Source organism: Streptomyces sp. NPDC086147 (assembly GCF_040702165.1).
Lineage (GTDB): Bacteria > Actinomycetota > Actinomycetes > Streptomycetales > Streptomycetaceae > Streptomyces.
The window spans coordinates 289,459-313,441 of record NZ_JBFBJO010000006.1; the positions used below are offsets into that span (position 1 = coordinate 289,459).

At 72.9% G+C, this 23,983-nt stretch carries 23 protein-coding genes; 14 read left to right on the forward strand and 9 right to left on the reverse strand.

Annotation, left to right across the window (positions count from 1 at the left end; translation table 11 throughout):
• Positions 1-80 precede the first annotated feature (80 nt).
• Entirely contained in the window at positions 81-899 is an 819-nt protein-coding gene (locus tag AB0398_RS16740; protein ID WP_366375889.1) for a serine hydrolase domain-containing protein, read from the forward strand.
• A gap of 50 nt (positions 900-949) precedes the next feature.
• Entirely contained in the window at positions 950-1,222 is a 273-nt protein-coding gene (locus tag AB0398_RS16745) for a hypothetical protein (RefSeq protein ID WP_366375711.1), read from the forward strand.
• A 104-nt stretch (positions 1,223-1,326) separates the two neighbouring features.
• Here AB0398_RS16745 and AB0398_RS16750 read toward each other — a convergent pair whose 3' ends face one another.
• Genes AB0398_RS16750 through AB0398_RS16770 form a run of 5 tightly spaced genes read right to left on the reverse strand, consistent with a single transcriptional unit; the run spans position 1,327 to position 6,974 of the window.
• Positions 1,327-1,920 carry a hypothetical protein gene (locus AB0398_RS16750; RefSeq protein ID WP_366375712.1) on the reverse strand — a complete coding sequence of 198 codons (594 nt, stop codon included), beginning with the start codon at positions 1,918-1,920 and terminating at the stop codon, positions 1,327-1,329.
• Positions 1,917-3,428, reverse strand: a complete 1,512-nt coding sequence (locus tag AB0398_RS16755; RefSeq protein WP_366375713.1) for a HAMP domain-containing sensor histidine kinase — start codon at positions 3,426-3,428, stop codon at positions 1,917-1,919. The genes AB0398_RS16750 and AB0398_RS16755 overlap by 4 nt, the downstream gene beginning before the upstream one ends.
• On the reverse strand, positions 3,425-4,108 hold the full coding sequence (locus AB0398_RS16760) for a response regulator transcription factor (RefSeq protein WP_125667274.1): 684 nt from the start codon (positions 4,106-4,108) through the stop codon (positions 3,425-3,427). The genes AB0398_RS16755 and AB0398_RS16760 overlap by 4 nt, the downstream gene beginning before the upstream one ends.
• 32 nt (positions 4,109-4,140) lie before the next feature.
• Entirely contained in the window at positions 4,141-5,799 is a 1,659-nt protein-coding gene (murJ, locus tag AB0398_RS16765) for a murein biosynthesis integral membrane protein MurJ (RefSeq protein ID WP_366375715.1), read from the reverse strand.
• Entirely contained in the window at positions 5,796-6,974 is a 1,179-nt protein-coding gene (locus tag AB0398_RS16770) for a peptidoglycan bridge formation glycyltransferase FemA/FemB family protein (RefSeq protein ID WP_366375717.1), read from the reverse strand. Before AB0398_RS16770 ends, murJ begins: the two co-directional genes overlap by 4 nt.
• A gap of 204 nt (positions 6,975-7,178) precedes the next feature.
• Between AB0398_RS16770 and AB0398_RS16775 the strand changes: the two genes are divergently transcribed.
• The 4 genes from AB0398_RS16775 to AB0398_RS16790 all read left to right on the forward strand — a co-directional run bounded on the left by AB0398_RS16775 (position 7,179) and on the right by AB0398_RS16790 (position 10,057).
• Positions 7,179-8,339 (forward strand): Ig-like domain-containing protein, encoded by a 1,161-nt coding sequence (locus tag AB0398_RS16775; protein ID WP_366375719.1) that lies wholly within the window; start codon positions 7,179-7,181, stop codon positions 8,337-8,339.
• 122 nt (positions 8,340-8,461) lie between these two features.
• A complete protein-coding gene (locus AB0398_RS16780) occupies positions 8,462-9,286 on the forward strand; it encodes a helix-turn-helix transcriptional regulator (protein WP_366375721.1) in 825 nt (274 codons plus the stop codon).
• Positions 9,270-9,464, forward strand: a complete 195-nt coding sequence (locus AB0398_RS16785; protein WP_366375723.1) for a DUF397 domain-containing protein — start codon at positions 9,270-9,272, stop codon at positions 9,462-9,464. Before AB0398_RS16780 ends, AB0398_RS16785 begins: the two co-directional genes overlap by 17 nt.
• Before the next feature lie 161 nt (positions 9,465-9,625).
• Positions 9,626-10,057 (forward strand): Imm1 family immunity protein, encoded by a 432-nt coding sequence (locus AB0398_RS16790; protein WP_366375724.1) that lies wholly within the window; start codon positions 9,626-9,628, stop codon positions 10,055-10,057.
• Positions 10,058-10,107: 50 nt separating this feature from the next.
• Here AB0398_RS16790 and AB0398_RS16795 read toward each other — a convergent pair whose 3' ends face one another.
• On the reverse strand, positions 10,108-10,653 hold the full coding sequence (locus AB0398_RS16795; protein WP_366375726.1) for a 2'-5' RNA ligase family protein: 546 nt from the start codon (positions 10,651-10,653) through the stop codon (positions 10,108-10,110).
• Positions 10,654-10,776: 123 nt separating this feature from the next.
• On the opposite strand from AB0398_RS16795, the gene AB0398_RS16800 reads away from it, so the two are divergent.
• The gene (locus AB0398_RS16800) at positions 10,777-11,232 is read left to right on the forward strand and encodes a hypothetical protein (protein WP_366375728.1); all 456 of its coding nucleotides are present in this window, start codon (positions 10,777-10,779) and stop codon (positions 11,230-11,232) included.
• Positions 11,229-14,003, forward strand: coding sequence for a tetratricopeptide repeat protein (locus tag AB0398_RS16805; RefSeq protein ID WP_366375729.1), 2,775 nt, complete (start codon positions 11,229-11,231; stop codon positions 14,001-14,003). The genes AB0398_RS16800 and AB0398_RS16805 overlap by 4 nt, the downstream gene beginning before the upstream one ends.
• Before the next feature lie 74 nt (positions 14,004-14,077).
• Here the strand turns inward: AB0398_RS16805 and AB0398_RS16810 are convergent, their stop codons facing one another.
• Positions 14,078-14,737, reverse strand: coding sequence for a pirin family protein (locus tag AB0398_RS16810; protein ID WP_366375731.1), 660 nt, complete (start codon positions 14,735-14,737; stop codon positions 14,078-14,080).
• Between the two features lie 92 nt (positions 14,738-14,829).
• On the opposite strand from AB0398_RS16810, the gene AB0398_RS16815 reads away from it, so the two are divergent.
• From AB0398_RS16815 to fabF, 5 genes are all read left to right on the forward strand, one after another.
• Positions 14,830-16,011: a helix-turn-helix domain-containing protein gene (locus AB0398_RS16815; RefSeq protein WP_366375733.1), complete on the forward strand. Its 1,182-nt coding sequence runs from the start codon at positions 14,830-14,832 to the stop codon at positions 16,009-16,011.
• An 89-nt stretch (positions 16,012-16,100) separates the two neighbouring features.
• Positions 16,101-17,021 (forward strand): ACP S-malonyltransferase, encoded by a 921-nt coding sequence (locus tag AB0398_RS16820; protein ID WP_366375734.1) that lies wholly within the window; start codon positions 16,101-16,103, stop codon positions 17,019-17,021.
• 18 nt (positions 17,022-17,039) lie between these two features.
• Positions 17,040-18,071: a ketoacyl-ACP synthase III gene (locus tag AB0398_RS16825; protein WP_366375736.1), complete on the forward strand. Its 1,032-nt coding sequence runs from the start codon at positions 17,040-17,042 to the stop codon at positions 18,069-18,071.
• Between the two features lie 55 nt (positions 18,072-18,126).
• Entirely contained in the window at positions 18,127-18,375 is a 249-nt protein-coding gene (locus tag AB0398_RS16830; protein WP_366375737.1) for an acyl carrier protein, read from the forward strand.
• A 78-nt stretch (positions 18,376-18,453) separates the two neighbouring features.
• A complete protein-coding gene (gene fabF / locus AB0398_RS16835) occupies positions 18,454-19,716 on the forward strand; it encodes a beta-ketoacyl-ACP synthase II (protein ID WP_366375739.1) in 1,263 nt (420 codons plus the stop codon).
• A gap of 71 nt (positions 19,717-19,787) precedes the next feature.
• Here the strand turns inward: fabF and AB0398_RS16840 are convergent, their stop codons facing one another.
• Positions 19,788-20,282 carry a DUF3145 domain-containing protein gene (locus AB0398_RS16840; RefSeq protein WP_366375740.1) on the reverse strand — a complete coding sequence of 165 codons (495 nt, stop codon included), beginning with the start codon at positions 20,280-20,282 and terminating at the stop codon, positions 19,788-19,790.
• Positions 20,283-20,541: 259 nt separating this feature from the next.
• Here AB0398_RS16840 and AB0398_RS16845 point away from each other — a divergent pair, with 259 nt between their 5' ends.
• The gene (locus tag AB0398_RS16845; protein WP_366375742.1) at positions 20,542-21,429 is read left to right on the forward strand and encodes an SGNH/GDSL hydrolase family protein; all 888 of its coding nucleotides are present in this window, start codon (positions 20,542-20,544) and stop codon (positions 21,427-21,429) included.
• 61 nt (positions 21,430-21,490) lie between these two features.
• On the opposite strand, the gene AB0398_RS16850 is transcribed toward AB0398_RS16845, so the two are convergent.
• Positions 21,491-23,974, reverse strand: coding sequence for a glycoside hydrolase family 3 C-terminal domain-containing protein (locus tag AB0398_RS16850; RefSeq protein ID WP_366375744.1), 2,484 nt, complete (start codon positions 23,972-23,974; stop codon positions 21,491-21,493).
• Positions 23,975-23,983 lie beyond the last annotated feature (9 nt).

Below are 23,983 nucleotides of genomic sequence, written 5' to 3' on the forward strand. Positions count from 1 at the left end.
ACTCGAAGCAAGCCCGTTCCGAAGGGGGCGTTAGGCTCGGTCGCATGGAGAGTCCCGTGGAGAACAGCGTGGAGAACGGTCTGCCGAGCCTGGCGTCGATCGAGGGCTGGCCCGTCCCCGTCGCGGCCGCCGCCGTGGTCCGCGCGGACGGCACCCTCGCCGGGGCCCACGGCCCCACCGGGCGGCGCTTCCCGCTCGCCTCGGTGACCAAGCCGCTGGCGGCGTACGCGGTGCTCGTCGCGTACGAGGAGGGGGCGATCGACCTGGACGAGCCGGCCGGGCCCGAGGGCTCGACCGTCCGCCACCTCCTCGCCCACACCTCGGGCCTCGCCTTCGACGAGAACCGGGTCCAGGCCGCGCCGGGCACCCGCCGGATCTACTCCAACACCGGCTTCGAGGCCCTCGGCGACCACGTCGCCAAGGCCACCGACATCCCCTTCGCCGACTACCTGCACCAGGCGGTCCTGGAGCCGCTCGGCATGGCGTCGACGACCCTGGAGGGCTCGCCGGCCAAGGACGGCGTGTCGACCGTGGACGACCTGGTGCGGTTCGCCGCCGAGGTGCAGGCGCCCCGGCTGCTCGACGCCCGGACCGTCCTGGACGCGATGACCGTGACGTACCCCGGTCTGACCGGCATCCTGCCCGGCTACGGGCACCAGCGGCCGAACGACTGGGGGCTCGGCTTCGAGATCCGCGACGGGAAGTCCCCGCACTGGACGGGCGCCGGCTCCTCGCCGCGCGCCTTCGGGCACTTCGGGCAGTCCGGCACCTTCCTGTGGATCGACCCGGACGCGCGGGCCGCGTGCGTGGCGCTCACCGACCGGCCCTTCGGGCCGTGGGCGGTCGAGGCCTGGCCGGCGTTCACGGACGCGGTCCTGGCGGACCTGCGGGCGGTGTAACAGGCCCGCCGGGGCCGTTTGTCGCGGCCGAGGCGGGCAAAACGGAGTCCATGAGAGGCATCGACTCCGTCATAAGAACCGTGGCCCACGTCCTCGCGGGCATCCTGGTCGTCTGGATCCTCATGGACCTGCTCGACGCCAACCGGGGCAACACCGTCGTCGGCTGGTTCCACTCCGCTGCCGACTGGCTCGCCGCCTGGTCGATCGGGCTCTTCGACGTCTCCGCGCACACCTTCCAGGTGCTGCTCGACTACGGCATCCCGGCGGTCGTCTACGTGGTGATCGCGAACGTCATCGCGGGCCGGGCGTTCGCCCGCGCCTGAATCCCGCCCGGCGGATCGCGGCCGGACGCACTCCAAGGCATGTCCGGCGGACCACGGCCGGACGCGCCCCGGGGCCTGTCCGGCGGATCGCGGCCGGACGCGCCCTAATCCTCGCAGCGGGCGGCGGGCAGGGAGCCGTCGGGGCCGGTGACCGTCACCTCGGTCCGGCCCGCCGGGTCCTCCGCGAAGGCGGTCGTGCACACGAGCTGGCGGACGGCCGCCTCCGGGAGCCCCTTCACGGGGAAGGGGACCCGGAGCCGGCGCGCCGGGGCGGAGGGTCCGCCCGGCTCCGCCTCCACGCGCGGAGTCCCCTTGCCGCCCTGCGGCAGGGCGGTGGTGGCGCCCGCCGCCGTCTCCGGGTCCCTCGGCCCGGCCATCAGCGCGGCGAGGACCTTGTCGGTGCCGATCCGCTCGCGGCGCGGGGCCCCGGCGGAGATCTCGTACTCCGGCCCGAAACCGTCGTACGGGACCGTGTCGCCGGCCGGGGAGGTGGTGGACGGCCAGGGGCGGCCCATGTCGCGGACCATCGGCATCATCCGGCCGTCGGGGCCGACGAAGTAGAGCGTCATCCGGTCCTCGGGGACCGGCTGGACGACGACGGTCGCGGCCCCGCCCGCCTCGACGACGTCGGTCTCCTGTATGCCGCAGCCGGCCAGGGCGAGCGGCAGGAGCAGGGCCGCGGCCGCCCGGCGCCTCACAGCGGCGTCCGTACGGTGAACACGGCCCCGCCCTCCGGCCGGTTGGCCGCCGTGACGGTGCCGCCGTGGAGCCGTACGTTCTCCAGGGTGATCGCGAGGCCGAGGCCGCTGCCCGCCGAACGGGTCCTGGCCCGGTCGGCCTTGTAGAAGCGGTCGAAGACGTGCGGCAGGACCTCCGGGTCGATGCCGGGGCCCCGGTCGGACACCTCCGTCACCAGCACGCCCCCCTCCGCGTACAGCCGTACCGTGACGGGCGCCGCGCCGTGCCGCAGCGCGTTGCCGACGAGGTTGGCGACGACGACGTCGAAGCGGCGCGGGTCGAGCCGGGCCCTGATCCCCTCCGCCAGGTGCGGGACGACCCGCGCCGGGTCGTCCCAGTGGCGGTGCTGGAGGGTCTTGCGGACGCAGTCGGCGGCGTCGACCTCGTCCGTGCGCAGCTCGGCGGCGCGCGCGTCGAAGCGGGAGATCTCCATCAGGTCCTCGACGAGCACGGCGAGCTTCCCGGTCTCGGTGCTGATCAGGCGGACCGCGCGGGCGGTGTCGCTGTCGAGGCTCCCGGCGTCCTCGTCCAGGACCTCGGTGACGGCGAGCATCCCGGCGAGCGGGGTGCGCAGTTCGTGCGAGACGTCGGAGGCGAAGCGGCGGGCGCGGGCCTCGGCCTCGCGGAGTTCGGTGACGGAGCGTTCGAGCCGGGCGGCCGACTCGTTGAACGTGCGGGCCAGGTCGGAGAGTTCGTCGCCGCCCTTGATGCGGATGCGGGTGTCGAGGCGGCCCTGCCCCATGCTGTGGGCGGCGTGCCGCAGCTCCCGCACGGGCCGCAGGACGCCGCGGGCGGCGAGCAGCGCGGGGATCAGGGCGACGGCGAGGGCGGGCAGGGCGCCGTCGCGGGCGGCGGTGACCATGGCCTCGACGCTGGCCTCCTCCTCGTTCAGCTCCATGACGGCGTAGAGGACGAGGCCGGTCGGTCGGGCGGTTCCCTCGGTCGCGTGGGTCCGGAAGACGGCGGGGACGGCGATGGTCAGGTAGGGGGTGCCGTTCTTCACGACCCGCTGGAACCCGGCGTGCGGGGAGGCGTCCCGGGCCTGGGCGCGGGCCCGCAGTTCGGGGGTGATGACGGAGGAGGTGGGCCGGTCGGTGGAGGAGACGCGGACGGTGCCGTACTCGGCGTAGACGCGCCAGGGGCGGGGCTTGCCCTGGCGGGCGATCCGGAGGGCCGTGTCCCGCAGGGAGTCGGCGTCGACGGGCAGGCCGACGTACAGCTCGTCGACCTGCTCGCGGAAGGCGGAGACGGCGGTGTCCTGGGTCTGCTCCAGGACGGCGTTGCGGGCGGCCCGGTAGGTGAGGGCGGCGGTGGTGCCGCAGCCGACGGCGGCGACGAGCAGGAAGGCGAGGACGAGCCGGGTCCGCAGCCCGAAGGGGTGCGGACGCAGGCGCGGGGCGCGGGTCCGGCGGCGCGACCCGGGATCGGGCGCCCCGGAACCCCCGCCCTTTCCCCGGCGGAGCTTCACAGCGGCCCGAAGCGGTAGCCGAAGCCGCGCAGGGTCTGGATGTAGCGGGGTTCGCCGGGGACGTCCTCGATCTTGTTCCGGAGCCGGCGGACGCAGGCGTCGACCAGCCGGGCGTCCCCGTGGTAGCTGTGCTCCCAGACGTGTTCGAGGAGCTGCTGCCGGCTGAAGACCTGCTCGGGGGCGGCGGAGAGGTGGAGCAGCAGCTTCATCTCGGAGGGGGCGAGGGCGATCCGCTCGCCCGCCTTGGCGACGGTGAGCCCGGCCCGGTCGACGGCCAGCTCCCCGTGGACCTCGACGGCGGACCGCCCGGAGCCGGGCTCCTCGATCCGCCGGAGCACGGCCCGTATCCGCGCCTCGATGACCTCCGTGCGGGCGGGCTTGACGATGTAGTCGTCGGCTCCGGCCTCCAGGCCGACGACGACGTCGAAGTCGTCGCCCCGGGCGGTCAGCATGATGATCGGGAGCTGGCTGCCCTCCCGGACCCGGCGGCAGACCTGGACGCCGTTCATGCCGGGCAGCATCAGGTCGAGCAGGAGCAGGTCCGGCCGGAACTCCCCGAGCGCGGCGAGCCCCGCCTCCCCGGTGGGCGCGGTCCGCACCTCGTGCCCGCGCCGCCGCAGCCCGAGTTCGACGCCCTCGCGGACGGAGGGGTCGTCTTCTATGAGGAGCACGCGGGGCATGTCGTGGAGTATCCCAAGGTCGTCGGAGCGGGTCACGGGCGGCGGACGGGGAGCCGGAGCCGTCCCAGCAGGTCCCGCAGTTCGGTGAGGCGCAGGGGCCGGGCCAGGACGGCGAAGACGGCGAGGATCGTGAGCGCCCCGGCGGTCCCGGCGGGCACGGCCCCGGCCGGACCGACCAGGTCGGTGACGAGGAGCCCGTACCCGGCGGCGGGCACGGCGGCGACGAGCAGCCGCGCGAGCCCGGCGACGGAGCCCCCGGACTCCCCGGTCTCCCCGGACCCCTCGGCGCTCCCGAGCCGCCGCCGCAGCACGTACGCCGTCACGCCCCACCCCGCCCACAGCGCCAGCGAGTACGCCCCCGCCATCCCGGCGACGGCCCAGCGGGCGGGCAGCAGGAGGTACGCGGCGAAGGAGAGGCCCGCGTTCAGCCCGGCGATCACCAGGTTGAGCAGGAAGGGGGTGCGGGTGTCGCGCAGGGCGTAGAAGGCGCGGGTGCACACGTACTGGCCGGAGAGGGCCACCAGGCCGGGCGCGAGGGCCATCAGGATCCAGGACATCGCGCGGATGTCGCCGTCGTCCGTCGCCCCGTACCGGAAGACCACCGTCATCAGGGGCACGGCGAGCGCGAGGAGCGCGCAGGCGGCGGGGACGACGGCGGCGGAGCTGGTCCGCAGCGCGTACGAGACGTCCCGCCGGACCCCGGCGAGGTCGCCGTCGGCCGCCGCCCCGCTCATCCGGGGCAGCAGCGCGGTGACCAGGGAGACGGTGACGATGCCGTGGGGGACGGCCCACAGCAGATAGGCGTTGTTGTACCCGGCGAGGCCCGAACCGCCGCCGGCCGCCGAGCCGCCCGCCGAGGTGGCGATCCAGGTGGTCACCCAGTACGCGCCCTGGTTGGTGAGGACGAGCAGCACCAGCCAGCCGGCCGACCGCAGCGGGGCCGTGAGGCCGCTGCCGCGCCAGTCGAAGCGGGGCCGCCAGCGGAACCCGGCGGCGCGCAGCGGGGGCACGAGGGCCAGGGCCTGGAGCGCGATCCCGGCGGTGGTGCCCCACCCGAGGAGCGCGGTCTCCCCCGCGCTGAGCGCGCCCCCGTCGCTCACCAGCAGGAAGAGGCCGAAGACCGCCACCACGACCACGTTGTTGAGGACGGGCGTCCACATCATGGCGCCGAACCGGCCCCGGGCGTTGAGGACCTGCCCGAGGAGCGTGAAGAGCCCGAGGAAGAAGATCTGCGGGAGGCAGGCGCGGGCGAAGGCGACGGTCATCTCCCGCTGCGCGCCCGTGTAGTCGGTGTACGTGTCGACGACGGCGGGCGCGGCGAGCACGGCGGCGCCCGTGAGCGCCACGAGGGCGAGCGCGCACAGCGTGAGCAGCCGGTCGGTGTAGGCGACGCCGCCGTCCTCGTGCTCCTTGGCGGCCTTGACGAGCTCGGGGACGAAGACGGCGTTGAGGGCGCCGCCCAGGAGCAGGGTGTAGATGATCGTGGGGACGGAGTTCCCGACCGCGTAGCCGTCGGCGACGACGGCCGCGCCGAGCGCGGCGGCGACGACGGCGGCGCGGACGAAGCCGGTGGCGCGGGAGACGAGCGATCCGGCGGCCATGAGGGCGCCGCTGCGGAGGGCGGAGGGGGCCTTCGCCTTCAAGGCCTTCGCGGCGGCCGGGGTGTCCGCCACGGACACGGGTGCCGTCATCGGCGGGCCAGGTAGGCCTGGAAGGCGCGGTGGAGCGCCTGGTTGGTCGTGCCCCGCATCGGTGTCTCCCACTCCCCCAGCGTCTCGACGACCCGGCCGCCCGTGCCGAGCTTCCAGCGGAGGAGGCCGTGGGCGCGGTCGTCCGGGTCGAGGGTGGAGGGTACCCCGCGCAGGTCGTAGACGGCGGCGCCGAGGGCGTGGGCGTCGAGCAGCATGCGCCACTGGAGGGCGTTGGAGGGGCGGACCTCGCGCCGGTGGTCGGCGGAGGCGCCGGTCTGGTACCAGACGCGTCCGCCCACGGTGACCATGGTGTGCGCGGCGAGGACCTCGCCCCCGTGGCGGGCCAGGTAGAGCTTCATCCGACCCGGCTCCTCGGCGTTGAGGACGGCGTACTGGCGCTCGTAGTACGCGAGCGAACGCCCGAGCCGGAATCCGTCCCGCTCCTCCGTGATCCGGAGCAGCCGGTAGAACTCGGGCAGGTCGGCGGCGGAGCCGACCGTGACCTCGACGCCGGCCTTGCGGGCCCTGCGGACGTTCCTGCGCCACTCCTGGTTGAGCCCGGACCACAGGTCGTCGGCGCTGCGGCCGGTCAGCGGGACCTGGAAGACGTGCCGGGGCTGGGCGTCGGCGCCGTCCTCGGAGTCGCCGCCGCAGCGCCGCCAGCCCCGGGCCCGGAGGCGTTCGGCGACGGCGGTGCCGAGCGGGTCGACCTCGTCGGCGAGGACGTCGGAGATCCTGCGGCCGGTTCCGGCGGCGGCCTTGACGGTGGAGGCGTTCCAGCGGCGGTGGGCGGGGGCGGGTCCGATGCGCACGGCGAAGGCGCCGGAGGTCCTCAAGTGCCCGAGGAGCGGCCCGAGCCATCCGTCCAGGTCGGGGTCGGCCCAGTCGGCGACGGGGCCTTCGGGGAGGTAGGCGAAGTACTTGCGGGTGCCGGGGAAGGGCCGCAGGAGCACCAGGGCGACGCCGGTCAGCGCGCCCCCTTCGGGCCCCCATCCCACCAGTTGGTGGCACCACCCCTCCTTCACCCGGGCCCACGAGGGCACTTGGAGGAAGCTGGGCCCGTCCGCGCCTGTCCGGGTGGCGAGGAACGCCCGGTACGCCTCGGGCGTCACGGGGCCGAGCCGGAGCGGAGCGGTCCGTTCGACGGGCGCGGCCGTCACGAGCGACGCTGACACAACGGGGCCTCCTGGTTCCGCCCCTCGGTGGTGGGGCGCACAGCAGGCTCACAGCCGAATGCGACGGAGCCGCGCGGCGTGTGTGACCGGACGGTGACCGTTCCGTCGCAGCCCACGTCACACGCGCGTTCGGAAACCTCCGAGCCGTTCCGGCCGTCCTACAGTCCGGAACATCCCACTCTTCCCCACCCGCGGAGGCCTTCCGTGCTGCCGATACGCACATCCCGTCCCACCCTCGCCGCCGTCGCCCTGGCGGTCTCGCTCACGGCCTGCTCGGCCCAGGCCGCGGACAAGTCGCCGGCGGAGCGGTCGCCTGCGCCACCGGCGAAGGTGACGGTCGTGGACAAGGCGGCGGGCAAGCCGGTGACGGTGACGGCCACGGGCGGCAAGCTGGCGGGCGTCAAGGTCACCGACGCGAAGGGCGGGGCCCTGCCCGGCCGTACGAACGCGGACGGCACGCGCTGGACGTCGGACCGCAAGGCGGCCCCGGGCACCTCGTACACGGTGGAGGTCACGGCCGGCGGCGCCGACGGCAAGGAGACGACGACCCGTTCGTCCTTCTCGACGCCGGACCCGGAGAAGGTCAACAAGCTGACGCTGGCCCCGGGCAAGAACACCACCGTGGGCATCGCGCACCCCCTCTCGATCGTCTTCGACCACCCGGTGACGAAGAAGGCGGACGTCGAGAGGCAGCTCAAGGTGACGACCTCGAACGCCACCGAGGGCTCCTGGGGCTGGGTGAAGGACTGGTCGGGCCGGGACAGGGCGGACTGGCGGCCGAAGGAGTACTGGAAGCCGGGCACGAAGGTCACCCTCGAAGCGGCCCTGAGCGGCACGGACTCGGGCGGCGGCTGGTTCGTACGGGACTACGCCACGGGCTTCACGGTGGGCGACGCGCAGGTGGTGAAGGTGGACCTGGACAGCCACCGGCTCACGGTCCTGAAGAACGGCAGCGCCGTCCGCACGATCCCGGTCTCCGGCGGCACCCCGGGCGGCGACAAGCGCTCCTGGCGGGGCACGGCCGTCCTGATGGCGAAGGAGGGCACCATCAACATGAACTCGGAGACCGTCGGCCTGGGCGACGCCTACGACAAGATGGTCGACTACTCGATGCGCCTGACCTGGTCGGGCATGTACGCCCACGCGGCCCCGTGGAACGCCCGCTACTTCGGCAACGCCAACCACAGCTCGGGCTGCATCGGCATGAGCGACGAGAACGCGGCGGCCCTCTACGGCCTGGTGAAGCCGGGCGACCCGTTCGAGATCGAGGGCGCCGACACGAAGGGCACGGTCGCCGAGGGCAACGGCTACGGCGCGTGGAACGTGAACTGGGCGGACTGGAAGGCGAAGAGCGCGCTGAGCTGAGCCGGGGCGCCAACAGGCCCACCCCCAGGGGTGGTTTACGTGATTCACGCCTCCGGCCCGCGACCTCCTGACTACGCTCGGCGACGCAGCGACAGGAGAGCCGCAGGCCGGAGGTGCTGACCATGGTCAACATTCAGGAACTTGATCCCAGCGCTTCGCCGCTGGACTACTACGGGTGGGAACTCCGCCGCCGACGAGAGGACCACCGGCTCACCCAGCAACAGCTGGGGGACGTCATCTTCTGCACGGGGTCCCTCGTCGGCCAGATCGAGACGACGAGGAAGGTCCCCACCCGCGAGTTCTCGGAGCGGGTGGACGCGGCGCTCGGCACGGGCGGGACGTTCTCCCGCCTGATCGGCCTGGTGCTGCGCAGCCAGTTGCCCGCGTGGTTCCAGCCGGTCGCGGAACTGGAGGCCCGCGCCACGTACATCTCCACCTTCCAGACGCAGGTCGTGTACGGCCTGTTGCAGACGCCGGAGTACGCGCGGGCCCTGCTCGCCGTCGACTACCCGGACAAGGCCGAGGAGATGGTGGCGGCCCGGCTGGAACGCCAGCGCGTCCTGGAACGCGACGAGCCGCCCGCCCTGTGGGTCGTGCTGAGCGAGGCCGTCCTGATGCAGAAGGTGGGCGACCGCGAGGTCATGCGCGGCCAACTGGCCCACCTGTTGACCTTCCGCGACAACCCGTGGGTCCAGATCCAGGTGCTTCCGTTCGGCGCCGGCGAGCACACGGGACTGATGGGGTCGTTCACCCTCTTCAGGTTTGATGGCGACCCCGACATCTTCTACATCGACGGCTACGACCAGGGTCACATGACCGCCAATCCTCCCGTGATCAAGGAGCGTTCCTTCGGTTACGCTCGACTGCAAGCCACGGCCCTCTCTGTCGAGGACTCGGCGGCACTGATCGCGCGCGTGATGGAGGAACGTTATGGAGACCCGTCCTGACCTGACCGGAGCGCGGTGGCGGAAGTCGTCGTACAGCGGCACCAACGGCGGCGAGTGCGTCGAGGTCGCCGACGGCTTCCCCGGCGCCGTCCCGGTCCGCGACAGCAAGAACCCGGCGGGCCCGGCCCTGGTCATGGGCGCCGAGGCGTGGCAGGCCTTCGTGGACGGGCTCCGCTAGAGCGCCGTCCCCGGCGCGGACGGCACGGCGGTCGGCGGCTCCGACGAGGTGCGGTGCGACGCCGACGGCACGTGCCTGTTCGCCGGGGCGACGGATACGGCGTCGACGGTCGCGGCCGCCGCCGCGTGCCTCGCGTCGGCACGTCCGGATCGGGAGGGTGAGTGAGGACCAGAGCCGAAGCCCACTACAAGGACGACCACGGGAACGGACCGGACGAGATCGAAACGCCCGAAGACGTGGACCGGATGATCGACCACCTCCTTTCCGGCGAGGAATTCCGTACGGCCGCAAAGGTGGTCTCCACGGACCGCAGGACACTTCCGTCCGGTTCCCCGGACCACGAGTTCATCATCGGCGTGAACCCGGAACTCCGCAGAGGGGCGATCAGCTTCGGCTACGAAGAGGGCACCTACGTGACGGCGGGTGACCTGCGGGACGGCTGCGAACCGCTCTATCACGTCGCCGGGCACGAGGCTTACTTCCCGGAGAACTGCGAGATCCCGCTCGACCTCGTCCGGGCGACCGTGAAGCAATTCGTCTTCTCGGGCGGGAATCGCCCCGATTGCGTCGACTGGAAGCCCTTCGATTTGTGATCCGCGTCCATGGGGTCCCGAAGGAGCAGGCTTCCCGCCGGAGCGGTCGGTCAGTGGCCCGTACCCAGTGCGAAAGACGCCCGTTCCCGCCATCGCGTGCCGTCGTGGACGATGAGCCCGACCGACGAGACGCGGGAGGTGAACGGGAGCCCGCCCGCGAGGTCGGCCTCGATCTCCGCCAGGACGGCCTCTTCCTGCCCCTGAGCGACGGTCAGGTGCGGAATGATCTCGGTGAACCGGCCGCCGTATGGCGGGGCCTCGGGCCAGCGCTCGGCGACCGACTCCGTGAGCCGCCGCAGTGGTGTGCCGGGTTCGGGAACGAGGTACAGCACGTCCGAAAGCCGACCGCACTTCCCGAACCGCAGGTCGAAGGACGGGTGGCCGCCCAGTACGTCCGTGAGCGCGGCATGGACGGACGCGTCCACCCGGCTCTCGTCGAGGAACGGGAAGAGCACGGTGACGTGGGCCGGGACCCCGTCCCGGGCCGAGGGGTCGAACCGCTCGCGCCACCCTCGGACCACCGGCTCCGCCTCCGGGATCCGGACGACGAGCGCCGTCCGCCCCGCCCGGAACCCCTTGGTGCTGTCGTCTGCCATGACACCGCATGGTGTCAGCTTCGCCGTGGCCGCTTTTCCGCGGACAGGGGAGACAACCCTACTCGCCACCCTCGCGTCACTTACTGTGAGTGTCCTCTTACACAAGGCCAAGGATGGTGGATCATGGATCCGGTATCGATAGGGCTTCTGGCAGCACTGGCCGGCGGCGTCGGTGGCGAGCTCGGCCGACAGAGCTGGGCGGGACTGAGCGCGCTGGTTCGGCGTCCGTTCTCCCGAGGAGCTGGGGAACAGGCCCCCGCGGTCAGCACCGGGGAGGTGGAACTGGTGCGTCTGTCCGAGGAACCGAACGACCAGGGACGCGCGCAGGAGCTGAGCACGGCGTTGGCGCTCCGGGCGGCCGTTGACACCGACTTCCGTGCCGGTCTCGCGGCATGGCAGCAGCAGGCCGCCGCACTGCAGGATCAGGACGGTGTGGTGCTGAACTCGATCACGGGCGGAACACTGCACGGTCCGGTCCTGCAGGGCAAGGACTTCTCCGGCAGCTTCACCTTCGGCACGCCTCCCGCCCCGCCCGCTTCCCCGACCTCCGAAGGCGGCCCCGCCGGCACCACGCCGTGACCGGCACGGGCGAGGCCCGCGAGGGCGGTGCAACCGTCAACACGGTCAGCGGTGGGGTCTTCTTCCACGCCGTCGTCCAGGGCCGGGACATCACCGTACAGCTGCCACCCGCCATCACCCCGGCGCTGTCCGGTCTGCCTCCCCGGGCACCGGCCTTCACCGGCCGGGACCGGCACGTCGAGCAGCTCCTCGCAGACCTCGCCCCCCGCCCCGCCCCCGTCCTCGATGACGACGGGGGCGGGGCGCCGCAACGCGCGGTCCTGGTGAGCGCGGTGTCGGGGCTGGCCGGCATCGGCAAGACCGAACTCGCCGTCCAAACCGCCGCCCTCGCCCTCCGGCAACCCGGCTGGTTCCCCGGCGGTGTGCTGTTCACGGACCTCGCCGGATACGACCCCGAACGCCGCCTCTCCCCCGAACGCGCCCTGGAAGGCCTGCTGCGCGCCCTGGCCGTGCCCGGCGAGCGCATCCCCCACAGCCTGGAAGACCGGCAACGGCTCTACCGGAGCGTCCTGGCCGCCTACGCCGCCGAAGGCCGACGCGTCCTCGTCGTCATCGACAACGCCTCCACCACCGACCAAGCCGCCCCCCTGCTGCCCACCGACGGGGTCACCGCCGCCCTGGTCACCTCCCGCCACACGCTCGACGGCCTCGACGCGCGCCTCCACGACCTCGACACCCTCGACGAGAGCGCCGCCACCGATCTGCTCGACCTCGCCGTGCGGCACGCCCGCGGAAGCGACGACACCCGCATCAGCGACGATCCCGCATCAGCCGGCCTGATCGCCCGTCTGTGCGCCGGCCTCCCGCTGGCACTGCGCATCGCCGCCGCCACGCTGGCCGCCACACCCACCCGACCCGCCGCCTCCCTGGCCACCGCCCTTCGGGACGAACACAGCCGGCTGGACAAGCTGGCCCGCCCCGACCGCGCGGTCCGCGCCGCCTTCGACCTGTCCTACCGAATCCTGCCCGACGACCAGGCCCGGCTCTTTCGCCTCCTGCCCCTCAACCCCGGTCCCGCCCTCTCCACCGAAGCCGCGGCCCACCTCGCCGACGGCACCCCCGACCAGGTGGAAGAACTCCTGCGACACCTCGCCGACGCCCACCTCATCGAACTCGGCACCATCTGGGGCCGCTGGCGTATGCACGACCTGGTCCGCCTCCACGCCACCGAACACGGCCTCGCCCGAGCAGCCCCCGATCAACGCGACGCCGCCCGCGCCCGCCTGTTCGCCCACTACGAGGACACCGCCGAAGCCGCCGGCAGCCACCTGGTCCATCCGTTCGGCCCTCCCACCGAACACTTCCCGGACCGCGTCGCCGCCCTCGCGTGGCTGGACGCCGAACGGGACAACCTGATCGCCACCGCCACCGTCGCCCCGGAGCTCGGGCACGCCGCCACCACCCCCCGCCTCGTGCTCAGCATCGCCCCGTACCTCGACGACCGTCGCTACTTCGACGACTGGGTCACCCTCGCCCAAGCCGCCCTTTCCATCTGCCGGGACCGAAGCGACCGCGACAACGAAGGCGGACTGCTGAACAGCCTGGGCAACGCGTTGTGGAAGGTACGGCGGTTCGAAGAGGCCATCGACACCTACGTCGAGTGCCTGGCGATCTGGCGCGAAGTCGAGGACCGCGCCGGCGAAGCCCAGACACTGAACAACCTCGGCATCGTGCTCAACGAGGTGCGACAGTTCGACAAGGCCGTCGAAACCCACACCCAGAGCCTGACGATCTGGCGGTCCCTCGACGATCGTCACGGTGAAGCCGAAGCGCTGGACAGCCTCGGCACCAACTTCGGCGCGTCGGGGCGCCTTGAGGAGGCCGTCGACGCCCACACCCGGGCGGCCGTCATCTTCCGGGAGCTGCGCGACCGCCACAGCGAAGCACGAGTCCTGGACAATCGCGGCAGCTCCCTTCAGGCAGTGGAGCGGTTCGAGGAGGCCATCGAAGCCCACACCGGGGCGGTCACCCTCTTCCGAGAGCTGCGCGACCGCCACCGTGAAGCCTGGGCACGGGACAACCGCGCCCTCGCCCTGCAGGCGGTGGGGCGCGTCGAAGAGGCCGTCGACGCCCACACCCGGGCGGCGGCCACGTTCCGCGAGCTCGGCGACCGCCACAGTGAGGGCAGGGCGCTGGACAACCTCGGGACCGCGCTCGGCGGAGCGAAGCGGTTCGAACAAGCCGTAGACGTCCACACCCAGGCGGTCACCCTCTTCCGGGAGCTGGGCGACCGCCACCTCGAAGGCCAGGCCCTGGGCAACCTCGGCACCTCGCTGATCGCGTTGGACCGGCCGGAGGCGGCCATCGACGCCCACACCCGGGAGCTGGCCGTCCGTCAGGAGGCGGGCGACCGGTACGGAGAAGCCTGGGCCCTGCTCAACCTGGGCGTCGCCCTCGGCGAAACAGAGCGACTCGAAGAGGCCATCGACCATCTCACCCAGTCGGTCGCCGCCTTCCGCGAGGTCCACGACCGCCCCGCGGAAGGCAGGGCTCTGTTCGGCCTGGGATTCGCACAGTACGAAGCCGGGCGGTTCGAGGAGGCCATCAAGGCCTTCACGCCGGCGGTCACCGTCTTCCGCGAGCACGGCGACCGCTCCAACGAGGGCTCGGCTCTGGGCAACACGGGTCTCGCACTCAACGATCTGGGCCGGTTCGAGGAGGCCATGAGCGTCTTCGAGCAAGCGGTCACGATCTTCCGCGAACTCGGGAAACAGGAAGAAGCGGAAGAATTGATGAGCTACTGGACCGTTGCACGCGATTCCGCCGGATAAGACCGGGTGACTTCGCCGGAAAACGGGTACTCCGCGGAGCCGCCCTTCCGGTGTGGCGATGCCACACCACCGCTTCAAGCGGCCGGACGCCGCATCTCCCACACCAGGACCTCCGCGTCGCCCGTCGCGAGCAGAACGAGGCCCTTCTCGTCGGTGGCGCGGGCCGCGTCGCCCGGGGTGAGGTCCTCGGTGCCGACGCGCACCGTGCCGCGCGTCACGTAGACGTAGACGGAGTCGGCGTCCGGGAGCGGGGGCCGTTCGTCCTTCTTCAGGCGGTGGACGCGGAGGGTCGCGCCCGGGACCTCGTACGCGAGGTTCCCTCCCGTGTCCCGTACCACCTCGTACGCCGGCTCCCCGCCGAACGACGGCGGGGCGAGCCACATCTGTACGAAGACCAGGGGGGTGTCGGCGTCGTTGCGTTCCACGTGCCGGACGCCGGACGCCGCGCTGAGGTGCTGGAGGTCGCCCGCGCGGACGAGCGTCGCGCGGCCCGTCGAGTCGCGGTGGGTGAGTTCGCCCTCCACGACCCAGGTGACGATCTCGGTGTGGCTGTGCGGGTGCTCGTCGAATCCGGCCCCCGGGGCGAGCCGCTCCTCGTTGCAGGCGATCAGCGAGCCGAAGCGGAGGTTGTCGGGGTCGTAGTGCGGGCCGAAGGAGAAGGCGTGCCGGGTGTCGATGCCCGCTGCCGGGTCGCCGCCGGGGTACCGGTCGCCCGCGCGCTGGATGCGTATCACGGGTCCCACCGTAGCCACCCGGCCGCCCCCCGCCGGAGGCGAACCCGCCCCGACCCCGCACGTCGGCGTCCGGATAAGGCAGTCTTGTCCCCGTGCCTGAACCCGTGAACGCCTCCCATCCGCACGCCGCGACCCTGAAGCGCCTGGAGCAGTCCTCCGGGCGGCTCGCCGCCGGTGCCATCGCCCGCATGGACGAGACGCTGCCGTGGTACCGCGCGATGCCGCCCGAGAACCGGTCGTGGATCGGGCTCGTCGCCCAGGCCGGCATCGCCGCGTTCACCGAGTGGTTCCGGCACCCGGAGACCCCGCAGGCGATCTCGACGGACGTCTTCGGCACCGCGCCCCGCGAGCTGACCCGGGCGATCACCCTGCGCCAGACCGTGGAGATGGTCCGGACCACCATCGAGGTGATGGAGTCGGCGATCGAGGAGGTCGCCGCCCCGGGCGACGAGTCGGTCCTCCGCGAGGCGCTCCTCGTCTACGCCCGGGAGATCGCCTTCGCGACGGCCCAGGTGTACGCGCAGGCGGCCGAGGCCCGGGGCGCGTGGGACGCGCGCCTGGAGTCACTCGTGGTGAACGCCGTGCTGTCCGGCGAGGCGGACGAGGGCGCGGTGTCGCGGGCCGCCGCGCTCGGCTGGAACTCCCCGGACCACGTGTGCGTGCTGCTCGGCACGGCCCCGGACGGGGACAGCGAGCTGACGGTGGAGGCGATCCGCCGGGCGGCCCGGCACGCCAAGCTCCAGGTGCTCACCGGAGTCCTCGGGAACCGGCTCGTCGTGATCGCGGGCGGCGACGACAACCCCCTCGCGGTGGCGAAGGCCCTGATCGGACCGTACGCGCCGGGCCCGGTGGTGGCCGGCCCGGTGGTCCCCGACCTGCTCGCGGCGACGCGTTCCGCGCAGGCCGCCGCGGCCGGACTGAAGGCCTGCTCGGCCTGGCAGGACGCCCCGCGCCCGGTCCTCGCGGACGACCTCCTGCCGGAGCGCGCCATCGCATCCGACCCTTCGGCGCGCGAGCAGTTGGTGGAGGAGATCTACAGACCGCTGGAGGAAGCCGGGTCGGCGCTTCTGGAAACTCTCAGTGTCTACCTGGAGCAGGCGAGCAGCCTGGAAGGCGCGGCGCGGATGCTCTTCGTCCACCCGAATACCGTGCGCTACCGGCTCCGACGTGTGACCGACGTCACCGGCTGGTCACCCTCCGACGTACGCTCCGCCTTCACCCTGCGGATCGCGCTCATCCTGGGACGCTTGGCCGACGGCGAGACGCAGTCCTAGACTTTTGTCGAACACCAACAATTCCCCCGACGGTTCTTCGTCCTTGTCCCCACGGGCGCTCGGAGCCGTCCCCAAGAGAGAGTGTGAGGGTGCTCGTACTCGTCGCTCCCGGCCAAGGCGCTCAGACGCCCGGCTTCCTGACCCCCTGGCTCGAACTCCCCGGCGCCGCCGACCGCGTGGCGGCCTGGTCCGACGCCATCGGGCTCGACCTCGCCCACTACGGCACGAAGGCGGACGCGGACGAGATCCGCGACACCGCCGTGGCACAGCCCCTGCTCGTCGCCGCCGGCCTGCTCTCCGCGGCCGCGCTCGGCGATGACCTCGCGCCCGGCGTCGTCGCCGGCCACAGCGTCGGCGAGTTCACCGCGGCCGCGTTCGCGGGCGTCCTCGACGACACGGCGGCGCTGCGGCTCGTGCGGACCCGCGGACTCGCGATGGCGGAGGCCGCCGCGATCACGCCGACCGGCATGTCGGCGCTGCTCGGCGGCGACCCCGAGGTCACCGTCCCGCACCTGGAGAAGCTCGGCCTGACGGCCGCCAACGTGAACGGCGCGGGCCAGATCGTGGCCGCCGGCACCCTGGAGGAACTGGCCGCCCTGGAGGCGGACAAGCCCGAGGGCGTCCGCCGGGTCGTGGCGCTCAAGGTCGCCGGCGCCTTCCACACGCGCCACATGGCCCCGGCCGTGGCGAAGCTGGAGGAGGCCGCGGCGCTGCTGTCGCCGGCCGCCCCGACCACCCGCTACGTCTCCAACAAGGACGGGAAGGTCGTCTCGGACGGCGCCGAGATCCTGGCCCGCCTGGTCGGCCAGGTCGCCAACCCGGTCCGCTGGGACCTGTGCATGGAGACCTTCCACGACCTGGGCGCGACGGCGCTGATCGAGGTGTGCCCCGGCGGCACCCTGACCGGCATCGCCAAGCGGGCCCTGCCGGGCGTGACCACGATCGCCCTGAAGACTCCCGACGACCTGGACGCGGCCCGTACGCTCATCGCCGAGCACGCGGCCGTCTGACGAGGAGTGTCGAGAAGCATGTCGAAGATCAAGCCCAGCAAGGGCGCCCCGTACGCGCGGATCCTCGGCGTGGGCGGTTACCGTCCCACGCGGGTCGTGCCGAACGAGGTGATCCTCGAGACGATCGACTCGTCCGACGAGTGGATCCGCTCGCGCTCCGGCATCGCCACCCGCCACTGGGCCTCTCCGGAGGAGACCGTCGCCGCGATGTCGGTGGAGGCCTCCGGAAAGGCCATCGCGGACGCCGGGATCAGCCCGGAGCAGATCGGCGCCGTGGTCGTCTCCACGGTGTCGCACTTCCACCAGACCCCGGCCGTCGCGACGGAGATCGCGGACCGGATCGGCGCGGGCAAGCCCGCCGCGTTCGACATCTCGGCCGGCTGCGCGGGCTTCGGCTACGGCCTGACCCTCGCCAAGGGCATGATCGTCGAGGGTTCGGCGGAGTACGTGCTCGTCATCGGCGTCGAGCGGCTGAGCGACCTGACGGATCTGGAGGACCGCGCGACGGCCTTCCTGTTCGGCGACGGCGCCGGCGCCGTGGTCGTCGGTCCGTCGGACGAGCCGCACATCGGCCCTACGGTCTGGGGTTCCGAGGGCGACAAGTCCGAGACGATCAAGCAGACCGTCCCGTGGAACGACTTCCGCGTCGACGACGTCTCGAAGCTCCCGCTCAACGAGCGGGGCGAGATCAAGTTCCCCGCCATCACGCAGGAGGGCCAGGCGGTCTTCCGCTGGGCCGTCTTCGAGATGGCCAAGGTCGCCCAGCAGGCCCTGGACGCCGCCGGCATCGCGGCGGACGACCTGGACGTCTTCATCCCGCACCAGGCCAACATGCGGATCATCGACTCGATGGTGAAGACCTTGAAGCTGCCGGAGCACGTCACGGTCGCCCGTGACGTGGAGACCACCGGCAACACCTCGGCCGCCTCGATCCCGCTCGCCATGGAGCGGCTCCTGGCGACCGGGAAGGCGAAGAGCGGCGACACCGCGCTCGTCATCGGCTTCGGGGCGGGTCTCGTCTACGCCGCGACGGTCGTTACCCTCCCCTAGGCACCCGGATCTCCCGGAAGTCCCTTACCGAAGCAACCACAGAAGGAGCGCCACCATGGCCTTCACCCAGGAGCAGATCGTCGAAGGTCTCGCCGAGATCGTCAACGAGATCGCGGGCATCCCGGCCGAGGACGTCCAGCTGGACAAGTCCTTCACCGACGACCTGGACGTCGACTCGCTGTCCATGGTCGAGGTCGTCGTCGCCGCCGAAGAGCGTTTCGACGTCAAGATCCCCGACGAGGACGTCAAGAACCTCAAGACCGTGGGCGACGCCGTCGACTACATCCTGAAGCACCAGGGCTGATCCGGCCCTCGCTGTTCCGGTCAGCCACCCGGCGGTGGCGCCGCATTTCGACCATCACCCTAGGGAGAAAGAATTCCTGTGAGCCCGACCAATCGCACCGTGGTCGTCACCGGTATCGGCGCAACCACACCGCTGGGTGGCGACTCCGCATCGACCTGGGAAGGTCTGATCGCGGGGCGTTCCGGCGTCCGTCTGCTTGAGGGCGAACGTTTCGCCGAACTGCCCGTGAAGATCGCCGCGACGGCCGCCGTCGACCCCGGTGACGTCCTTCCCCGCCCGCTCGCCCGCAAGCTGGACCGCTCGGCGCAGTTCGCCGTGATCGCGGCCCGCGAGGCGTGGGCCGACGCGGGCTACACCGCCCCGGCCGGCGAGGACGGGAACATCGTGCCCGAGCGGCTCGGTTCCGTCATCGCCTCCGGCATCGGCGGTGTCACCACGCTGCTCGACCAGTACGACGTGCTGAAGGAGAAGGGCATCCGCCGCGTCTCCCCGCACACCGTCCCCATGCTCATGCCCAACAGCCCCTCGGCGAACGTGGGTCTGGAGGTGAACGCCCGGGCGGGCGTCCACACCCCGGTCTCGGCGTGCGCGTCGGGCGCCGAGGCGGTCGGCTACGCCGTCGAGATGATCCGCACCGGCCGTGCGGACGTGGTCGTCGCCGGTGGTACCGAGGCCGCGATCCACCCGCTGCCGATCGCCGCCTTCGCCAACATGATGGCGATGTCCAAGAGCAACGACGAGCCCGAGAAGGCCTCGCGCCCGTACGACACCGGCCGTGACGGCTTCGTCCTCGGCGAGGGCGCGGGCGTCGTGATCCTGGAGTCCGAGGAGCACGCGAAGGCGCGCGGCGCGCGCATCTACTGCGAGGTGCTCGGCCAGGGCCTGTCGGCCGACAGCCACCACATCGCGCAGCCCGAGCCGACCGGCCGGGGCATCGCGGCCGCGATGCGGAACCTGCTGGACTCGACGGACCTGAAGCCGTCCGAGGTCGTCCACCTGAACGCGCACGCCACGTCGACGCCGCAGGGCGACGCCGCCGAGATCAAGGCCCTGCGGAGCGTCCTGGGCGACGACCTGGACCACGTCGCGATCTCCGCGACGAAGTCGATGACGGGTCACCTCCTCGGCGGCGCGGGCGGCATCGAGACCGTCGCGACGGTCCTGGCGCTGCACCACCGCCTCGCCCCGCCGACGATCAACGTCGACGAGCTGGACCCGGAGATCGACGCGGACATCGTCCGCGGCGAGGCCCGTCCGCTCCCGGAGGGCACGGTCGCCGCGATCAACAACTCGTTCGGCTTCGGCGGCCACAACGTGGTCCTGGCGTTCCGTACGGTCTGATCCGGGATCCCGCTGAACGCGTGAGGCCCACCCCCGGCCGGGGGTGGGCCTCCGTCGTGTTCCGGGGGGCGTCAGACGACCTGGTGGAGCCAGCGGACCGGGGCGCCCTCGCCGGCGTAGCGGAAGGGCTCCAGTTCGTCGTCCCAGGGCTTGCCGAGGAGCTTGGCGATCTCGGCCTCCAGCGGCGTCTCGCCCTGCGCGGAGCGCGCCAGGGCGGCCCGGAGGCGGTCCTCGGGGACCAGGATGTCGCCGTGCATGCCGGTGACGGCGTGGAAGATGCCCAGGTCGGGGGTGGCGCTGTAGCGCTCGCCCTCGGCGGTGGGGCAGGGCTCCGCCGTGACCTCGAAGCGGAGCATCTGCCAGCCGCGCAGGGCGGAGGCGATGCGGGAGGCGGTGCCGGTCTCGCCCTTCCAGGAGAGTTCCGCTCTCCAGGTGCCGGGGGACGCCGGCTGGCGGACCCAGTCGAGCTGGACCCTCGCACCGAGGACGCCCGCCACCGCCCATTCGACGTGCGGGCAGAGCGCGCGCGGTGCGGAGTGTACGTACAGGACTCCACGTGTCGTCACCGGGACCTCCAGTGTGGGACGAGGTTCGCCTTTTCCCAGCGGCCTCAGTAAACATCATCGGGAGGGGATCTTCACAAACCCTCAAAAAGAGGACAGGTTGTGACGTGATGTAATTTACCGGAGCCGGTCGGCGAGGGCGCCTCTGGTTCGACGGGGGAAAAGCTACCGTGCCGCACCGTCATCGGGGTGACGTACGGTCGGACCGATGACCGTGCACACGAAGCTTTCACCCGCGAGGACGCCGAAGGAGGGGCCGGGGATGCGCGGCCGACGCCGATTCCGCGCCGCCGTCACCGCCGCGACGGCGGCGCTGCTGTGCGCCGGCGCGCTGGCCGGCTGCTCCTCCGGCACCCCCGAGCCGCCCGCCCCCGCCAGGAGCACGCCGGCCCCGAGCCCGACGCCCACCTCCTCCTGGAACGCCTCCCCCTCCTCCCTCGCCGCCGTCGGTGACTCCATCACCCGCGCCTTCGACGCCTGCTCGCTCCTGGCGGACTGCCCGGAGGCCTCCTGGGCGACCGGGACGGACGCGGCGGTCAACAGCCTGGCGCTGCGGCTCCTGGGCCCGGAGAAGGCGGCCGGCCGAAGCTGGAACCTGGCGCGGACGGGGGCGCGGATGGCGGAACTCCCGGAGCAGATGACCGCCGCGGCGGCCCGGAAGCCGGAGCTGGTGACGGTGATGATGGGCGCGAACGACGCCTGCCGGCCGACCCCGGGCCTGATGACCCCGGTCGGGGAGTTCCGCGCCTCCTTCGAGGCGGCGCTCGCCCGGCTGCGGACGGCGGCGCCGAAGGCGCAGGTGTACGTGGCGAGCGTGCCGGACCTGAAGCACCTGTGGTCGACGGGCCGGCTCGGCGGCGCGGCGGGGATCTGGGACCTGGGGATCTGCGGCTCGATGCTGGCGGACGCGGCGAACCTGGGGCCCGAGGCCGAGCGGCGCCGCACGACGGTGTCGGAGCGGGTGGACGCGTACAACACGGTGCTGGCGGAGGTCTGCGCGAAGGACGAGCGCTGCCGGTACGACGGCGGGGCGGTCCACGGGTTCCGCTTCGACGGGGCCCAGTTGAGCCCCTGGGACTGGTTCCATCCGAGCCGGGACGGCCAGGCGCGGCTGGCGGAGCTGGCGTACCGGCGGATCACGGCGGGGTGAGGGGCCCCGGGGCGGGTGTCAGGTCCCGCCCCGGAGCCGTCCCGGGGCCCGCGCCGGAGGGTCAGTCGATCTCCAGCACGGCCGTCAGGCGCACGTCGTCGAGGGAGTGTGCGGCCCTGACCTCGTATGCCCCGGGAACGAAGGTCCAGTCGTCCTTCTCCTCGTCCCAGACCTCGAAGGCCCGCCGGGACAGCGCGATCTCGGTCTCGACGGTCTCCCCGGGGCCCGCCTCGACGCTCGCGAAACCGGCGAGGAGGCGGGCCGGGCGTTCGGGGGCGCCGGAGGAGGGCGCGGGCGCCAGATAGATCTGGACGGTCTCGCGGCCCGGCCGGCCGCCGGTGTTGGTGATCCGGACGGTGGCCCGGTCCGGCCCCGTGACCAGGGAGTCGTACGACCAGGTGGTGTAGCCGAGGCCGTGGCCGAAGGCGTACGCGGGGGTCCGCCCGCTCCGGTCCCAGGCGCGGTGGCCGATGAAGGGGCCCTCGGCGTAGTCGAGTCGTCCGTCGACGGGGACGACGTCGGTGACGGGGGCGTCGGCGAGGACGGCGGGCCAGGTGGTGGGGAGGCGTCCGCCGGGCTCCTCGGCGCCGGTGAGGACGTCGGCGAGGGCGGCGCCGCCCTCCTGGCCGGGGAACCAGGTGAGCAGGACCGCGGCCACGTCCTCGCGCCAGGGCATCTCGACCGGGGAACCGGCGTTGACCACGACCACGGTGTGCGGGTTGGCGGCGGCGACGGCCCGTACGAGGTCGTCCTGGCGGCCGGGGAGCCGGAGGTCCGCGCGGTCGAAGCCCTCGGACTCGACGCGTTCGGTGGTGGCGACGACCACGACGGCGGTGTCGGCGGCGCGGGCGGCCCCGACGGCTTCGGCGATCAGTTCGTCGGGGTCACGGCGCGGACCGAGGTGGACGAGGGAGAAGGCGACGGCGGGCAGCGGGGCCGTGAACTCCTTGTCGAGGGTGTGGAGCAGGGAGACCTCGACGGTCTCGCCGGCGGTGAGCGGGACCGCGGCGCGCTCGACCGGGGAGCCGAAGAAGGCCTCGAAGGGGTCGGTCTCGGAGCCCATGGCCTGGACGCCGTCGAAGACGGTCTCGCCGCCGACGGAGAGGACGAAGGCGCCGAGGCCCCGGGTGCCGAAGGAGTGCGCGCCGGTCTCGCGCGGGGTGAAGGTGCCGACGACCTCGACGGAGGCGAGGGCCTCGTGGGTGACGCCGTCGGGCAGGTCGCCGCCGATCCACTGGACCTGGCCGGTGGGCAGGGAGCCCTCGCCGAGCAGGTTCCCGGCGGCGTCGCGGCAGCGGGCACGGAGGGTGAACCCCTTGTCGGCGGGGGCGGGTTCGTCGCTGGGGTCGGCGCCGACCGCGTACGTCAGGGCCCCTTCGGGCAGTGCGGCGGCGAGGCCGTCGAGCGGGGAGACGACGTGGTCGGGGAAGACCTGGGCGGAGCCGCCGCCGAGGACGCGGGCGTCACGGGCGGCGGCGCCGGAGAGGGCGACGGTGGTGCCGGGGGCGAGGGGGAGCACGGGGCCGCCGTGCCGCGTGGAGTGTTCGTTCCGTACGAGGACGAAGCCGCGGTGGGCGATCTCGCGGGCCAGGGCGTCGCCGTCGATCGGGGCCGGGGGTTCGGTGACGGCCGGCGGGGCGCCTTCGAGGGCGCCGACGCGGGCGGCGAGCCGCAGGACGCGGCGGACGGCGGTGTCGACGGCGGCCTCCTCCACCTCCCCGGCGCGGACGGCGGCGGCGAGGGGCTCGCCGTAGACGGTGGCCGGGCCGGGCATGGCGACGTCGAGGCCGCCCCGGAGGGCGCCGGCGGTGGAACGGGCGGCCATCCAGTCGGAGACGTTGACGCCGTCGAAGCCCCACTCGCCGCGCAGGACCTCGTTCACCAGCTCGTGGTGTTCGGTCATGGTCACGCCGTTGACCTGGTTGTACGCGGTCATGATGCCCCAGGGGCGGGCGTTCTCGACGATGGCCTCGAAGGGGGCGAGGTAGAGCTCGCGGAGTGGGCGGGGCGCGACGCGGTTGTCGACGGTGAAGCGGTCGGTCTCGGCGTCGTTGGCGACGAAGTGCTTGACGGTGGTGCCGACCCCGCCGTCCTGGACGCCCAGGACGTAGCCGGTGCCGATCGCGCCGGTGAGGAGGGGGTCCTCGGAACAGGCCTCGAAGTGGCGGCCGCCGAGGGGGCTGCGGTGCAGGTTGACGGTGGGGGCGAGGAGGACGTGGACGCCCTTGCGGCGGGCCTCCTGGGCGAGGAGGCGACCGGCCCGGCGGGCGAGGGCGGGGTCCCAGGCGGCGGCGAGCGCGGTCGGGGACGGCAGGGCGACGGAGGGGTCGTCGGCGGTCCAGCGGACGCCCCGGACGCCGACGGGGCCGTCGGACATGACCAGGGACGCGAGGCCGATCTCGGGCAGGGGGTGCAGGCTCCACATGTCCCGGCCGCCGAGCAGCCGGGCCTTGGCGTCCAGGTCGAGCCTGCCGAGGGCCGCCTCGACGACCGCCTCCCGGGCGGCTTCCTCCGCCGTGCCCGCGTCCGCGCCGCTCTCCGCCATGGCCGTACC

What these genes read in the sequence shown, in the direction of transcription:
- AB0398_RS16745 (WP_366375711.1), top strand. Translation starts at nt 950, where the DNA reads ATGAGAGGCATCGACTCCGTCATAAGAACCGTGGCCCACGTCCTCGCG.
- AB0398_RS16760 (WP_125667274.1), bottom strand. Translation starts at nt 4,108, where the DNA reads ATGCCCCGCGTGCTCCTCATAGAAGACGACCCCTCCGTCCGCGAGGGC.
- murJ (WP_366375715.1), bottom strand. Translation starts at nt 5,799, where the DNA reads ATGACGGCACCCGTGTCCGTGGCGGACACCCCGGCCGCCGCGAAGGCC.
- AB0398_RS16780 (WP_366375721.1), top strand. Translation starts at nt 8,462, where the DNA reads ATGGTCAACATTCAGGAACTTGATCCCAGCGCTTCGCCGCTGGACTAC.
- AB0398_RS16785 (WP_366375723.1), top strand. Translation starts at nt 9,270, where the DNA reads ATGGAGACCCGTCCTGACCTGACCGGAGCGCGGTGGCGGAAGTCGTCG.
- AB0398_RS16795 (WP_366375726.1), bottom strand. Translation starts at nt 10,653, where the DNA reads ATGGCAGACGACAGCACCAAGGGGTTCCGGGCGGGGCGGACGGCGCTC.
- AB0398_RS16800 (WP_366375728.1), top strand. Translation starts at nt 10,777, where the DNA reads ATGGATCCGGTATCGATAGGGCTTCTGGCAGCACTGGCCGGCGGCGTC.
- AB0398_RS16825 (WP_366375736.1), top strand. Translation starts at nt 17,040, where the DNA reads ATGTCGAAGATCAAGCCCAGCAAGGGCGCCCCGTACGCGCGGATCCTC.
- AB0398_RS16830 (WP_366375737.1), top strand. Translation starts at nt 18,127, where the DNA reads ATGGCCTTCACCCAGGAGCAGATCGTCGAAGGTCTCGCCGAGATCGTC.
- AB0398_RS16845 (WP_366375742.1), top strand. Translation starts at nt 20,542, where the DNA reads ATGCGCGGCCGACGCCGATTCCGCGCCGCCGTCACCGCCGCGACGGCG.
- AB0398_RS16850 (WP_366375744.1), bottom strand. Translation starts at nt 23,974, where the DNA reads ATGGCGGAGAGCGGCGCGGACGCGGGCACGGCGGAGGAAGCCGCCCGG.